General features: G+C 56.6%; 11 protein-coding genes and 1 pseudogene. 10 read left to right on the top strand and 2 right to left on the bottom strand.

What is annotated here, in order from left to right; translation table 11 throughout:
- Positions 1-179: 179 nt before the first annotated feature.
- Positions 180-896, bottom strand: coding sequence for a type 1 glutamine amidotransferase (locus UR289_RS17785; protein WP_320711114.1), 717 nt, complete (start codon positions 894-896; stop codon positions 180-182).
- A gap of 59 nt (positions 897-955) precedes the next feature.
- On the opposite strand from UR289_RS17785, the gene UR289_RS17790 reads away from it, so the two are divergent.
- The 8 genes and pseudogenes from UR289_RS17790 (at position 956) to UR289_RS17825 (ending at position 11,333) form a co-directional block, all read left to right on the top strand.
- On the top strand, positions 956-1,753 hold the full coding sequence (locus tag UR289_RS17790) for a helix-turn-helix transcriptional regulator (RefSeq protein ID WP_320711116.1): 798 nt from the start codon (positions 956-958) through the stop codon (positions 1,751-1,753).
- 41 nt (positions 1,754-1,794) lie between these two features.
- Positions 1,795-2,727, top strand: a complete 933-nt coding sequence (dusC, locus tag UR289_RS17795; RefSeq protein WP_320711118.1) for a tRNA dihydrouridine(16) synthase DusC — start codon at positions 1,795-1,797, stop codon at positions 2,725-2,727.
- A 301-nt stretch (positions 2,728-3,028) separates the two neighbouring features.
- Positions 3,029-4,375, top strand: coding sequence for a carbohydrate porin (locus tag UR289_RS17800; RefSeq protein ID WP_320711120.1), 1,347 nt, complete (start codon positions 3,029-3,031; stop codon positions 4,373-4,375).
- 166 nt (positions 4,376-4,541) lie between these two features.
- A complete protein-coding gene (licT, locus tag UR289_RS17805) occupies positions 4,542-5,375 on the top strand; it encodes a BglG family transcription antiterminator LicT (RefSeq protein ID WP_320711122.1) in 834 nt (277 codons plus the stop codon).
- Between the two features lie 24 nt (positions 5,376-5,399).
- Positions 5,400-7,366, top strand: a pseudogene (gene bglF, locus UR289_RS17810) (PTS beta-glucoside transporter subunit IIABC).
- 12 nt (positions 7,367-7,378) lie between these two features.
- Positions 7,379-8,773 (top strand): glycoside hydrolase family 1 protein, encoded by a 1,395-nt coding sequence (locus tag UR289_RS17815; RefSeq protein WP_214538537.1) that lies wholly within the window; start codon positions 7,379-7,381, stop codon positions 8,771-8,773.
- Positions 8,774-9,099: 326 nt separating this feature from the next.
- Positions 9,100-10,518, top strand: a complete 1,419-nt coding sequence (gene mdtQ, locus UR289_RS17820) for a multidrug resistance outer membrane protein MdtQ (RefSeq protein ID WP_320711123.1) — start codon at positions 9,100-9,102, stop codon at positions 10,516-10,518.
- Positions 10,519-10,568: 50 nt separating this feature from the next.
- Positions 10,569-11,333, top strand: coding sequence for an SDR family oxidoreductase (locus UR289_RS17825; protein WP_075203907.1), 765 nt, complete (start codon positions 10,569-10,571; stop codon positions 11,331-11,333).
- Positions 11,334-11,427: 94 nt separating this feature from the next.
- Here UR289_RS17825 and UR289_RS17830 read toward each other — a convergent pair whose 3' ends face one another.
- Positions 11,428-12,000, bottom strand: coding sequence for a DedA family protein (locus UR289_RS17830; RefSeq protein ID WP_320711126.1), 573 nt, complete (start codon positions 11,998-12,000; stop codon positions 11,428-11,430).
- A gap of 157 nt (positions 12,001-12,157) precedes the next feature.
- On the opposite strand from UR289_RS17830, the gene UR289_RS17835 reads away from it, so the two are divergent.
- Both UR289_RS17835 and pbpG read left to right on the top strand, forming a co-directional pair.
- Complete coding sequence (locus tag UR289_RS17835) at positions 12,158-12,745, top strand: Yip1 family protein (protein WP_023312454.1); 588 nt, start codon at positions 12,158-12,160, stop codon at positions 12,743-12,745.
- Positions 12,746-12,912: 167 nt separating this feature from the next.
- Positions 12,913-13,836 carry a D-alanyl-D-alanine endopeptidase gene (gene pbpG, locus UR289_RS17840; RefSeq protein ID WP_023312453.1) on the top strand — a complete coding sequence of 308 codons (924 nt, stop codon included), beginning with the start codon at positions 12,913-12,915 and terminating at the stop codon, positions 13,834-13,836.
- Positions 13,837-13,851: the final 15 nt, after the last annotated feature.

The raw sequence follows: 13,851 nt of genomic DNA on the forward strand, positions 1-13,851 counted from the left end.
TGCTGAAACGCATTCATCATACAATTAAACCAAAAAATGTGCCACGGATCACATCATGAAATTTGAGCATACCAGACATTCCAGAATGGAACGTCTGGTATCACCGCACAGGGGCAGGCTACAGTTTAGAGGAAAGGGCGTGCGGTGGCGAAGTGACGAGCCAGAGAAATGCCTCTGAGTCAGGCCTCGCGTTGGGCGACGAGTTTATCCAGAAAAGAAAACAGCACCTGATTAATTTCTTGATAATCATGCGAGCGTAATTTTTCCGCCGTTTCGACAAAACGAAATTCAGCCGCGCGGCGGAGATCGTTCTGCGAATGTTCAATCAGCAGCTCAACCACCTCCGGCGTCAGTTCCATATGACACTGAAAACCGTAAACCCGTTCTCCATATTGCACGATCTGACGGGGGCAGCCCTCGCTGTAAGCCAGCACTTTAGCCTGCGGCGTCAACCCTGGCATGTCGTTATGCCAGTGACCGACGTTTAGCTCGTGGCCAAAATCCTCAAACAGCGGGTTCACCTTGCCTGCATCTGTGAGCCTGACGGGAAATTTGCCGATCTCTTTTTCCGGGCTATGGCAAAACGCTGCGCCCAGCGCTTCACCGATAAGCTGCGAGCCCAGACAAACGCCAATCACCGTTTTACCTGCCTCTATTGCGCGGCCGATGAGCCGTATTTCCGCCTGCGCGTCAAACCAGGGGCACTCCTGAAGCGTGGTGGCAGGTGACTGCGGGCCTCCCATGATGATAAGCAAGTCTGTGCTCTGCAGATCCTCGGGTAACGGATCGCCCTGATAAACTCTGGAGTAGCTCATACTACAGCCGCGATTTTTCCCCCAGATTTCATATGCGCCTGGCGCTTCGAAATGTTCATGAATGATAAAATGAATGTGCATTGCGTCTCTCTCCGGTTACGTGTACAAGCAGCATCATAAGAGGAAGGGAGGAATGTAAAATGCCAACCGTTATCGATAAAACGCCAATTCACGACGATGCCATCGGATGGTCCCGAGGGGCAATTAGCTATACGCGCGGCGAAGTGGATCCCCCTCACCGGCATCCACAGGGGCAGCTCTTGTTTGCCATCAAAGGGGTGATGCTGGTCGAAACCGGCAATAAGCGTTGGGTCATACCGCCACAGCGCGCGCTGTGGATCCCTCCCTTTCAGGAACACACCTACAGCGTGTTATCTGCAACGGAGCTCCGCGCGGTTTGGTTTAGCCCCGCGCTGATATCGCAATGCGGATCTTTTAAACGGAAAGAAGAGGTTCACGTGATTATGGCGACGGCGTTGTTCAAAGAGCTGATCGCCGGGCTGTTCAGTGCGCAATACCGGCCAGCCAGCCAGCGAAGCATGGCCGTTTTGCTGCTCGAAATCCTCAGCGAGGCGCAGCAGATTTCGGCCGAATTACCGATGCCCGTGGATGAGCGCTTACATCGCGTTGCCTGTGACATCATTGCCAGCAATCTCTGGGACGTTTCGATGGACAGGCTGGCGGAACAGGCCGCGATGTCTGAACGCACATTCTCACGCGCCTTTATCAAAGATACCGGGTTTAGCTTCCGGGCCTGGCGACAGCGCGCAAGGATTTGTGCCTCGCTGGACCTGCTCGCCAACGGATACCCGGTTAAACAGGTGGCCTGGATGCTGGGGTTTTCCGGGCAGGCGGCATTTGCGGCGGCGTTTCGCGCCATTGTGGGGGCAACGCCGGCTGACTTTCTCCCTGAACAGAAGCGCTTCCCAGCGATATAGAGAGCGGCTACTATAGCGCGTCTTTTTTCACAGGTACTGTTATGCGTGTTTTACTGGCCCCAATGGAAGGCGTGCTCGACTCCCTCGTGCGCGAGCTTCTGACCGAGGTGAACGATTACGATCTCTGCGTGACGGAGTTTCTGCGCGTGGTCGATATGCTGTTGCCGGTAAAATCTTTCTTCCGCCTGTGCCCCGAGCTGCACAACCAGAGCCGGACCTCTTCCGGCACGCTGGTGCGTATTCAGCTGCTCGGCCAGTACCCCGAATGGCTGGCGGAAAACGCCGCCCGCGCGGTTGAGCTGGGCTCTTACGGGGTGGATCTCAACTGCGGCTGCCCGTCGAAGCTGGTCAACGGCAGCGGCGGCGGAGCGACGTTGCTGAAAGATCCTGAGCTGATTTACCGCGGCGCGAAAGCCATGCGTGAGGCAGTGCCTTCGCATTTGCCGGTGACGGTGAAGGTGCGCCTGGGCTGGGACAGCGACGCGCGGCAGTTTGAAATCGCCGATGCGGTGCAGCAGGCCGGGGCCACCGAGCTGGTGGTGCATGGCCGCACCAAAGAAGATGGCTACAAGGCCGAGCGCATTAACTGGCAGGCGATCGGTGAGATCCGCAAGCGCCTCACCATTCCGGTCATCGCCAACGGTGAAATCTGGGATTACGAGAGCGCGCAGGCCTGTCTGAACGCCACCGGCTGCGATGCGGTGATGATCGGTCGCGGTGCCCTGGATGTGCCCAACCTCAGCCGGGTGGTAAAATATAACGAGCCGCGAATGCCGTGGGCAGACGTCGTCACGCTGCTGCAAAAATACAGCCGACTGGAAAAGCAGGGCGACACCGGTTTGTATCACGTCGCGCGAATTAAACAGTGGCTGAGTTATTTACGCAAAGAGTACGATGAAGCGCTGGGATTATTTCAGGAGATTCGGACATTACAGACTTCGTCTGATATTGCCCGGGTGATTCAGTCAAAATAATAAGCGTTAAATTGCTCACACTTTTTTAAATCAGAAAACAGTTCAGGTTTTCAACGTGGCGCGACGGTGTTAAGGTGCCACTGTTTTCAACGCAGGATTGTTACTGGTTAACAGGCAAAACCTAAGCGTTTCACAGCATTTTCGCTGTGGAGCGCTTAGGTTTTTTTTTGCCTCTCGTTTACGCAGGAGAGAAATTTGGCTTAGCGCTTTTTACTGATTTAAAAAAATGAAATATCGACAGGAAATAGAAAAATTTCCTGCGGCCGGTTACGCACAAAATACTCAATCACAGGTTGTTATTATGGCATATAAAAATAAATTCTATGCGCTCGCCTTATTAGCGATATCCCCGCTGTCGGTGGCGCAGGACTGGAACGGAACGGTATTAGGTTTTGAAGCTCCTCCGGAGCCTGTTCTGGGCGAAATGCTCGGCATACGTAAAATCCTCAACCATAACGGTTTTACCTGGAATCTCGGATATCTGAATGAAATTGGCTGGAACGGAGGCGGTGGCTATAACCACGACTCCCACGTGGCCTATATCGACCAGTTTGCGCTGACCTTCAACCAGGATCTTGAGCGCTGGACCGGTATCCCGGACGCGCGTATCGAGGGGAACATCGTCAACCGCAACCACAATGACGACCTCACCACTAAACGCGTGCAGGACCCGCGCGTTAACTTTAACGATCTGACCCAGGAGAGCTGGGGCGGGCAGTCGATTACCCGTCTGGGCTGGCTGACCTTTGCCCGCAGCTTTGACGACCGGCGTCTGACCTGGCGCATCGGGATGATGAACAAGGTGCAGACCTTCGATCAAATCATCCCCTGTGATTTCCAGCTCCTGTCGCAGTGCGGCGGGAAGTCAGCCAACTCGCTGACGTGGAACAACTGGAACGTTCACACCTGGGGCACCACGCTTGCGTATAAATTAACGCCGACGCTGACCTTAAAAGGTGGCGTGATGGAGCAAAATCCCGAGGCCTCCAGCCGCAGCCACGCGTGGAGCTGGTCGACGAAGGGCAGCAAAGGGGTCTTACTGCCGGTTGAAATCGAAGCGCGTCCGCTGATTAACGGCCTGCCGGGCGCGTACAACCTGGGCGTGGTGTTTACCAACGCGCCGCAAACCGATCTCTATCGCGGCAAATCCGGCGGGGCGGGCGCGACGGACCCGAACGGCTTTGATACCCACAGCCGGACATGGTTCATGTACGCCGGGCTGAACCAGCAGCTTACGCAGCATCAGGATGACCCGAATCGCGGGTTGAGCACCTCTTTCAGCATGAGCCTTGCGGATCAGAGTACCAACTACATGCACCAGGTTTACGCCGCCTCGCTGCGCTACCGCGGGCTGTTTGACGCGCGGCCGGAAGACTGGATTGGCTTCGGGCTAACCTGGATTGATATGAGCAGCCAGTACGCCCGCAACCAGCGCTATATGAACAGCCTGAGCGGCGTGTCGGACTATAACGATCCGGCGTATCACCCGGAGCCAGGCCACTCCCTGAACGGTGAGTTTTATTATCGCTTCCGTCCGGTGTCGTGGCTGGAGCTGCAGCCGGGCATTCAGTACTGGCACCATCCCGGCGGGGTCAGTCGCACCCAGGATGCCTGGGTTACCGAGCTGAAAACGGTGGTGAGCTTCTGATATCACCGTAGCAAGTTCGATCCGCGTCACGTTTCTGACGCGTGATGCATTGAGGCTATGAATGAAACTGATAGAGTGCCAGAACTGGATTGTTACTGCTTAGGCAGGCAAAACCTGATTTTCTGGCATCTGCCGGAGGTCAGGTTTTTTTGTTTCTGGGGTTCAGATGAAAATCGCCAAGATACTCAATAATAACGTGGTGGTTGTTCAGGATGAGCGCGGGCGCGAACAGGTGGTGATGGGCCGTGGGCTGGCCTTTCAGAAGCGCGTCGGTGAAGCGCTGGATACCGCGTTGATTGAAAAGGTATTTGCGTTACAAAGCGATGAACTGGTGCGTCGACTCGGAGAGCTGCTGAGTCAAATTCCGCTGGAGGTAATGACCACCTGCGACCGCATCATCGGGCTGGCGGCGCAGCGGCTGGGCAAGCTGCAGGAGAGTTTGTATATCACCCTCACCGACCACTGCTACTTTGCGATTGAGCGGCAGAAGAATGGGCTGGCCATCAAAAACGTGCTGCTGTGGGATATTAAACGGCTGTATCCGAAGGAGTTCGAATTAGGGCAGGAGGCGCGGGCCATTATTGCCAGACGCCTGAACGTCGAGCTGGAAGAGGATGAGGCCGGGTTTATCGCGCTGCATCTGGTCACCGCGCAGCTGAACAGCGAAATGCCGGAAGTGATGCACGTGACGCGGGTGATGCAGGAGATCCTGCAGCTGGTGAAGTATCAGCTGCAGCTTGAGTATGATGAAGAGTCGCTCAGCTATCAGCGTTTTGTCACGCATCTGAAGTTTTTTGCCCAGCGGATGCTCACCCGCACCGTGGTGGAAGATGACGATGTCTCGCTGCATACGGCGGTAAAAGACAACTACGCGAAAGCGTGGAAATGCGCCGAGAAAATCGCCCAGCACCTGAACAAAAACTATCAGCGTGAGCTGACGACCGAAGAAATTATGTTCCTCGCCATTCATATTGAGCGGGTGAGAAAAGAGGGGCGTTAAGCCTCAAAACAGGATTGTTACTGCATCACGCAGGCAAAACCTGAGCGCGGCCTTCGTCAGAAGGTCGTTCTCGGGTTTTTTTATTTTTTATACTCAGTCAACAGGTGCCTGCAGGCATCGGATGTAAGGAAATCGAGATGGAATACCAGGCTTTAGCGAAGGATATTCTCGGCCACGTTGGCGGAAAAGAGAACATCGTCAGTCTTGTACACTGCGCGACCCGGCTTCGCTTCAAACTAAAAGAGAATCAACGGGCGGATGCGGAAGGGCTGAAGAAAAACCCGGGCGTGATCATGGTGGTCGAAAGCGGCGGCCAGTTTCAGGTAGTGATTGGCAACCACGTCCACGACGTCTGGCAGGCGGTGCGCAATGAGGCAGGCCTTACCGATGACGCGCCCGCCGTGGAAGAGAGGGGGGAAAAGGGCAACCTGCTGGGCCGCCTGATTGACATCGTCTCCGGGATTTTCACTCCGTTTATCGGCATTCTGGCCGCGTCCGGTATTCTGAAAGGGCTGCTGGCGCTGGCGGTGGTGTGCGGCTGGCTCAGCACTGAGAGCGGCACCTATAAAATCTGGTTCGCCGCCAGCGACGCGCTGTTCTTCTTCTTCCCGCTGGTGCTGGGCTACACCGCCGGGAAAAAATTCGGCGGCAACCCGTTTATTACCATGGTCATCGGCGGGGCGCTCACCCATCCGATGATGATTGCAGCGTTTAACGCCAGCCAGCAGCCGGGCGCGGTATCGGACGCTTTTTTGGGCATTCCTGTCACCTGGTTTAACTACAGCTCGTCGGTGATCCCGATTATTCTCGCCGCGTGGGTCAGCTGCTGGCTGGAAAAGCAGAGCACCAGGCTGCTGCCTTCCTCGATGAAAAACTTCTTCGCGCCGCTGATCTGCTTAGGATTAACCGTGCCGCTGACCTTCCTCGTTATCGGGCCGCTGGCGACCTGGCTGAGCCAGATGCTGGCGAACGGCTATCAGAGCATTTACGTTCTGGCACCGTGGCTGGCGGGCGCGGCGATGGGCGCGCTGTGGCAGGTCTGCGTTATTTTTGGCCTGCACTGGGGGCTGGTGCCGCTGATGATCAACAACCTGGCGGTGCTGGGGCATGACTCCATGCTGCCAATGCTATTGCCCGCGGTATTTGGTCAGGTGGGGGCGGCGCTGGGGATCTTCCTGCGTACCCGCGATGCCCGTCAGAAGATGCTGGCGGGTTCATCGGTAACGGCCGGGATATTTGGTATTACCGAGCCGGCCGTTTATGGGGTAAACCTGCCGCTGCGCCGCCCGTTTATCTTTGGCTGCGTGGCGGGAGCTATCGGCGGCGCGATTGTCGGCTTCAGCGATACCCACGTTTACTCCTTCGGCTTCGCCAATATCTTTACCATCGCCCAGATGATTCCGCCGGGTGGGGTAAACGCCACGCTGTGGGGCGGCGTGATCGGCACCGCGGTAGCGCTGGTGCTGAGCTGTGGCCTGACGCTGGTGGCAGGTATGCCGGGACGCGCAGCGGCGGAAGCTGCGGTTATGGCAGGGGAAAACGATGTCTTATCCCCGATGACCGGGACCGTTCTGGCGCTCGACCAGGTGCCGGATACCACGTTTGCCAGCGGCCTGCTGGGCAGCGGCGCCGCGATTATTCCCTCCGATAACAAAGTGGTGGCCCCGTTTGCCGGCGTGGTGGCCTCGCTGTTTCAGACCAAACACGCCATCGGCCTGCTCAGCAGCAGCGGGATTGAAGTGTTAATCCACGTGGGTATCGATACCGTGAAGCTCGACGGCAGGCCGTTTACCGCCCACGTGAAAGTGGGCGACAGGGTGCAGCCCGGCGATCTGCTGCTGGAGTTTGACCGACAGGCGATTATCGATGCCGGATACGACCTGGCGACCCCGATCATTATCAGTAACAGCGATGAGTATCGTGACGTGGTGACCGTGGCGGCAACGTCCGTCAGCGCCGGTGCGCCGTTACTCAGCGTAAGCCATCAATAACAGGAGAACGTGATGAAAACTTTCCCGGACGATTTTTTATGGGGCGGCGCGGTTGCCGCGAATCAGGTAGAAGGCGCGTATCTGGAGGAGGGGAAAGGGCTATCCACCTCGGACGTTCAGCCGCAGGGTGTCTTCGGCCCGGTGGTTGAGCGCGTGGCGGGTGACAGCGGCATCAAGGACGTCGCCATCGACTTCTATCACCGCTACCCGGAAGACATCAAACTGTTCGCTGAGATGGGCTTTAGCTGCCTGCGCGTCTCCATTGCCTGGACGCGTATCTTCCCGAACGGCGACGAGCAGCAGCCTAACGAGGCGGGGCTGGCGTTTTACGACCGGCTGTTTGACGAGCTTGCCGCGCACAACATTACCCCGCTGGTGACGCTCTCGCATTACGAAATGCCGTGGGGGCTGGTGAAGCAGTACGGCGGGTGGGGGAGCCGCCAGACCATTGGGTTCTTCGAGCGCTACGCCCGTACCGTGTTTGCGCGCTACAAGGAGAAGGTGAAGCTCTGGCTGACCTTCAACGAGATCAATATGTCTCTGCACGCACCGATGACCGGCGTGGGCCTGCCGGAAACCAGCAGCAAAGGGGAGGTGTACCAGGCGATCCACCACCAGCTGGTGGCCAGCGCGCTGGCCGTGAAGGCCTGCCACGAGATTATCCCGGATGCCAGAATCGGCAACATGCTGCTGGGCGGCCTGATGTACCCGCTGACCTGCAAGCCGGAAGATGTTCTGGAGACGCTGCAGGAAAACCGCGCGTGGCAATTCTTTGGCGACGTGCAGTGCCGTGGCGCCTACCCGGGCTATATGCAGCGCTTCTTCCGCGACAGCGGGATTCAGCTTGAGGTAACGGATGACGACCGCGAGGCGCTGAAATCGACCGTCGATTTTATCTCGTTCAGCTACTACATGACGGGCTGCGTCACCGCGGATGAGGCCCTCAACCAGCAGGCGCGCGGCAACATCCTGAGCATGGTGCCAAACCCGCATCTGGCAAGTTCCGAATGGGGCTGGCAGATTGACCCCATCGGCCTGCGTACCCTGTTGAACGTGCTCTGGGATCGCTATCAGAAGCCGTTGTTTATCGTGGAAAATGGCCTGGGGGCGAAGGATAAACCGGATGCGGACGGCGTGGTGCAGGATGACTATCGCATCAGCTACCTTAACGACCACCTGGTGCAGGTGCGTGAAGCCATTGACGACGGCGTTGAGGTGATGGGGTATACCAGCTGGGGGCCAATCGACCTGGTGAGCGCGTCTAAAGCTGAACTCTCCAAGCGCTACGGCTTTATTTACGTCGATCGCGATGACAGCGGTAACGGCACGCTGGCGCGCAGCCGTAAGAAAAGTTTCTACTGGTATAAAGAGGTGATTGCCACGAAAGGGGCTTCGCTGAAAGTCTGATATTAATGACGTTGCCCGGCTCTGAGCCGGGCAAATAGATCAGAAAATCATCTTGAATACGCCGGTAACCACTAAGAGCCCTATCAGAAATATAATTAAAATAACCCACAGTAATATTTTCATTCCTTTCTCCCGCTCATGTATGTCCTGAATAAGTGTAGCAGCGTATTTATATTTGGCGTGAATGCATTGGATTTAATCATTCTCTTTGGGAATAAATTTCCGGGTATTAAAATGTATGACAATTTGCGGATTGCCACGCGTTACTAAAAAAATGAACGATATCGAGCGTAACGTGCGCCTTTATTTTTTGAGTGTATGGCGTCATGAAACGTTCTCTTATTTTATCTCTGAGCGCACCCTTCGCTTTTATTCTGGCAGCCTGTGCGCCTGAACATGCCACGGTGTCTCCCGTTAAAACGCAAACCGCTGCGGCGTCGGTGAATACGGTTCTGAATCATCAGGACTGGCCGAAAAATGAGTGGTGGAAAGCGTATAACGATCCCCAGCTTAACGGGCTGATTGCGAAAGCGTTGAGCGATGCGCCGGATATGCAGATTGCCCGTCAGCGCATTACGCTTGCCGAAGCCCAGGCCAAAGCCGCAATGGCCGCTGACGGTCCGCAGATTGATTTTTCCGCCGATGCGGAACGCCAGAAAATGTCCGCCGAAGGGCTGATGGGGCCTTTCGCCCTTACCGACCCGGCTGCAGGCACCACCGGGCCGTGGTACACCAACGGCACCTTTGGGCTGACCGCAGGCTGGGATCTCGATCTGTGGGGAAAAAATCGCGCCCGGGTCGAGGCCCGGATTGGCAAAGTGAATGCGCAAAAAGCGGAGCTGGAGCAGACCCGCCAGCTGCTGGCCAGCAGCGTGGCGCGGCTCTACTGGGAGTGGCAAACTCAGGCCGCCGCGGGTGAGGTTCTCGCGCAGATCAAACATGAGCAGGACAATATTATCGGTGCCGACCGCGAGCTGTATCAGCACGGGATCACCTCGTCCGTTGAAGGGGTGGAAACCGATATCGACGCCAACAAAACCGAAGAACAGCTGGCAGAAGTCAACGGGAAGATGAAAGCCGTTGAGGCGCGTCTGGTCGCGCTGACGAATTCTTCCTCCGTAACGCTTACGCGGCATGCGCTGCCGACGGTTGACGCCGCGCTACCGCCGACGCTCGGTTATGAACTGCTGGCACGCCGTCCGGATCTTCAGGAGGCGCACTGGTATATCGAAGCCTCCATGAGCGAGGTGGAGGCCGCCAGAGCGGCTTTCTATCCTGACGTGAACCTGATGGCGTTCTTACAGCAGGATGCCCTCCATCTGAGCGATCTGTTTCGCGCTTCAGCGCAGCAGATGGGCGTGACCGCCGGACTTACGCTGCCGATCTTCGACAGCGGCAGGCTGAACGCCAGCCTGGATATCGCCCAGGCGCAGAACAATCTCTCGGTCGCGAACTACAACAAAGCGGTGGTCGAAGCGGTCAATCAGGTGGCGCGCACGGCCAGCGAAGTCGAAACGCTGACGGCGAAGAACCGCCATCAGCAGCAGGTCGAAAAAGATGCGGCGCGGGTTGTGGCGCTGGCGCAGGCGCGTTTCAGCGCGGGGATTGTTGCGGGCTCGCGGGTCAGTGAAGCCAGGATCCCGGCCCTCAGGGAAGACCTCGCCGGATTGTTGCTGAAAGGCCAGTATGTCGACGCCACGCTGCAGCTCACCTCGGCGCTGGGCGGCGGCTATCATCATGGCTAAAAAAGGTCATTATCTATACTTACCTCTTTGCAGTTTTTCAGGAGGTGAGTATGACCAGAGTAGCGATAGTGACCGCATCGGATTCCGGGATTGGTAAAACCACGGCGCTGATGCTCGCAGAGCGCGGGTTTGATATTGGCGTCACCTGGCACTCGGATGAAAAAGGGGCGCTGGAAACCTGCCGCGAAGTTGAAGCGCAGGGGCAGCGCGCAGAGGCTATCCATCTTGATTTAAGCGCGCTGCCGGAAGGCGCAAAGGCTATTGAAACGCTGATTGCGCGTTTTGGTCGGCTGGACGTGCTGGTTAACAATGCCGGAGCGATGACCAAAGCGCCGTTCCTTGAGATGCCGTTTGACGACTGGCGGAACATTTTCACCGTCGACGTAGACGGCGCGTTTCTCTGTTCGCAGATTGCCGCCCGGCAGATGGTGAAGCAGGGGGAAGGGGGGCGGATTGTGAATATCACCTCGGTGCACGAGCACACGCCGCTGCCGGAGGCCAGCGCCTACACGGCGGCAAAACACGCACTCGGCGGGTTAACCAAATCCATGGCGATGGAACTGGTTAAGCACAACATTCTGGTGAACGCCGTCGCGCCGGGCGCCATTGCCACACCGATGAACGACATGGACGACAGCGAAGTGAAGGAGGGCTCAATGCCGGAAATCCCGCTGGCAAGACCGGGCCACACCAGAGAGATTGCCAGCCTGGTGGCATGGCTGTGCGACAGCGACGCCAGCTACACGACGGGGCAATCGTTTATTGTCGACGGGGGCTTTATGCTGGCGAACCCGCAGTTTAAGCCGGAGGGGTAGTTTTCCCTCACCCTAACCCTCTCCCAAAGGGTGAGGGAACTAAAAACACCCTCTCCCTTTGGGAGAGGGCCGGGGTGAGGGGAGGAGACCGCACTCACTCCTCATCCCGCGTCTTATCCCGGTGCTTCAGCCACAGCCTGACCCCAATCACCGCCGCAACCACCAGAATCAGCCACGCCCAGTGCTTCAGGTGCTGGTCGAGATTATGCAGCCACGGGCCAATCACTTCGCCCCCGACGTAGCCGAGCGTCGTAAAGATCAGCGCCCAGGCTATCGCACCAAGAACATTGAGCGGCAGGAAAATTTTTGGCGGCAGATGGCTGGCGCCAATCAGTATCGGCCCGATAATGCGAAAGCCGTACATAAAGCGTGTGCCGATGACGAACAGATAGGGATGACGTTGAATGAGCCGTTGAGCGCGGCGGATTTTCTTCTGATGCTTTGCGAAACGCTTAAGCAGCGTTGGCCCGAAGCGCAGCCCGAGAAAGTAGAGCAGCTGATCGCCAATCATTCCGCCGAGCGCGACCGCTGCGGCGACCAGCGGGAATTTCAGCAATCCCTGATGCGCGGCGACGCCGCCTAACAGCGTGATGGTTTCACCTTCTGCCACGCTACCGACGACCAGCGCGGCATATCCATATTGTTCAATGAGTGCGTTAATATCCATTACGTAAATGTTATCTCCCTCTGCTTACCTCGTTTAATCATATACCCCATGAATCAACAGCGGGGAAATCAACGGAAATTTCCCACTGTACATAAAATAATCTAAAGCCTGCATTATACTTAAGGTATCGCTGACGGGCCGACAACAAGGGGGCGCTATGAACCATGTCTGGGGACTTTTCTCCCATCCCGATCGTGAGATGCATGTCATTAAAAGTGAGAACGAAACGGTCTCGCATCATTACACGCACCACGTGCTGCTGATGGCTGCGGTGCCGGTAATATGCGCTTTTATCGGAACAACACAAATCGGCTGGAACTTCGGTGACGGCACCGTGGTTCAGCTTTCCTGGTTTACCGGACTCTATCTGGCCATCGTTTTTTATGGCCTGATGCTGGCGGGTGTGGCGGTAATGGGGCGCGTCATTCACTGGATGGCGCGTAACTACCCGCAACGTCCATCGCTGGCGCACTGTATGGTCTTTGCCGGATATGTCGCGACCCCGCTGTTCTTAAGCGGTATTGTTGCGCTCTATCCACTGGTCTGGCTGTGCGCGCTGATCGGTACCATTGCCCTCTTTTACACCGGATATCTGCTGTATCTGGGGGTTCCAACCTTCCTGAATATCAATAAAGAAGAAGGCCTGAGTTTTTCCAGTTCAACACTCGCCATCGGGGTGCTGGTGCTGGAGGCGCTACTGGCGCTGACGGTTATTCTTTGGGGTTACGGATACCGTCTCTTCTGAGTTCACTGCATTGCTGGCGTAAATGCCAGCAATGCAGCATCTGTTCACGATTATCCGCTGGCGACAACGCCCGGTGACCGCTATGATGCCGAAGCCAGCCTGTGTTTATCCGTTGATACAGGCGGTGTACGTCATGACGTGCGTGAATAATTATCAGAAGTCTCACCATGCTGAAATTCCGAGTCTCTTTACTTAGTCTGGCGCTGCTGCTGGGCGCGTCCGCTGCCGTGCCGGCCGTCGCTAAAACGCCCGCGGTGACCGCCGCTGCTGCTCAGCCGCAAATTGCGTCCGGCAGCGCGATGATTGTCGATCTCAACACCAATAAGGTGATCTACGCCAGCCATCCGGACCTGGTGCGCCCGATTGCCTCAATAACCAAATTAATGACCGCGATGGTGGTGCTTGATGCACATCTGCCGCTGGACGAAAAATTGAAAGTGGACATCAGCCACACGCCGGAGATGAAGGGGATCTACTCCCGCGTGCGGCTGAACAGTGAAATCAGCCGTAAAAATATGCTGCTGCTGGCGCTGATGTCGTCTGAAAACCGTGCGGCGGCGAGCCTGGCGCACCACTATCCGGGCGGCTATGACGCCTTTATCCGCGCGATGAACGCGAAAGCCAAAGCGCTGGGGATGACCAATACGCATTATGTTGAACCGACGGGACTGTCGATCAACAACGTCTCCACGGCCCGCGATCTGACGAAACTGCTGATTGCCAGCAAACAGTATCCGCTGATTGGTCAGCTCAGCACCACCCGTGAAGAGATGGCGACCTTTGCGAACCCGGCCTATACGCTGCCGTTCCGCAACACTAACCATCTGGTATACCGCGATAACTGGAATATTCAGTTAACCAAAACCGGCTTTACCAACGCGGCAGGACACTGTCTGGTGATGCGCACCGTGTTTAACGGTAAGCCGGTGGCGCTGGTGGTGATGGATGCCTTCGGCAAATATACCCACTTCGCGGACGCGAGCCGCCTGCGTACCTGGATTGAAACCGGGAAAGTGCAGCCCGTTCCGGCCGCAGCATTGACGTATAAAAAGCAGAAAGCGGAACAGATGGCGACGGCGCAGAACGACTGAGTCGTTTGTGCGCGC

It is taken from the genome of Enterobacter sp. 302C9, from assembly GCF_034106085.1.
Classification (GTDB): domain Bacteria; phylum Pseudomonadota; class Gammaproteobacteria; order Enterobacterales; family Enterobacteriaceae; genus Enterobacter; species Enterobacter asburiae_B.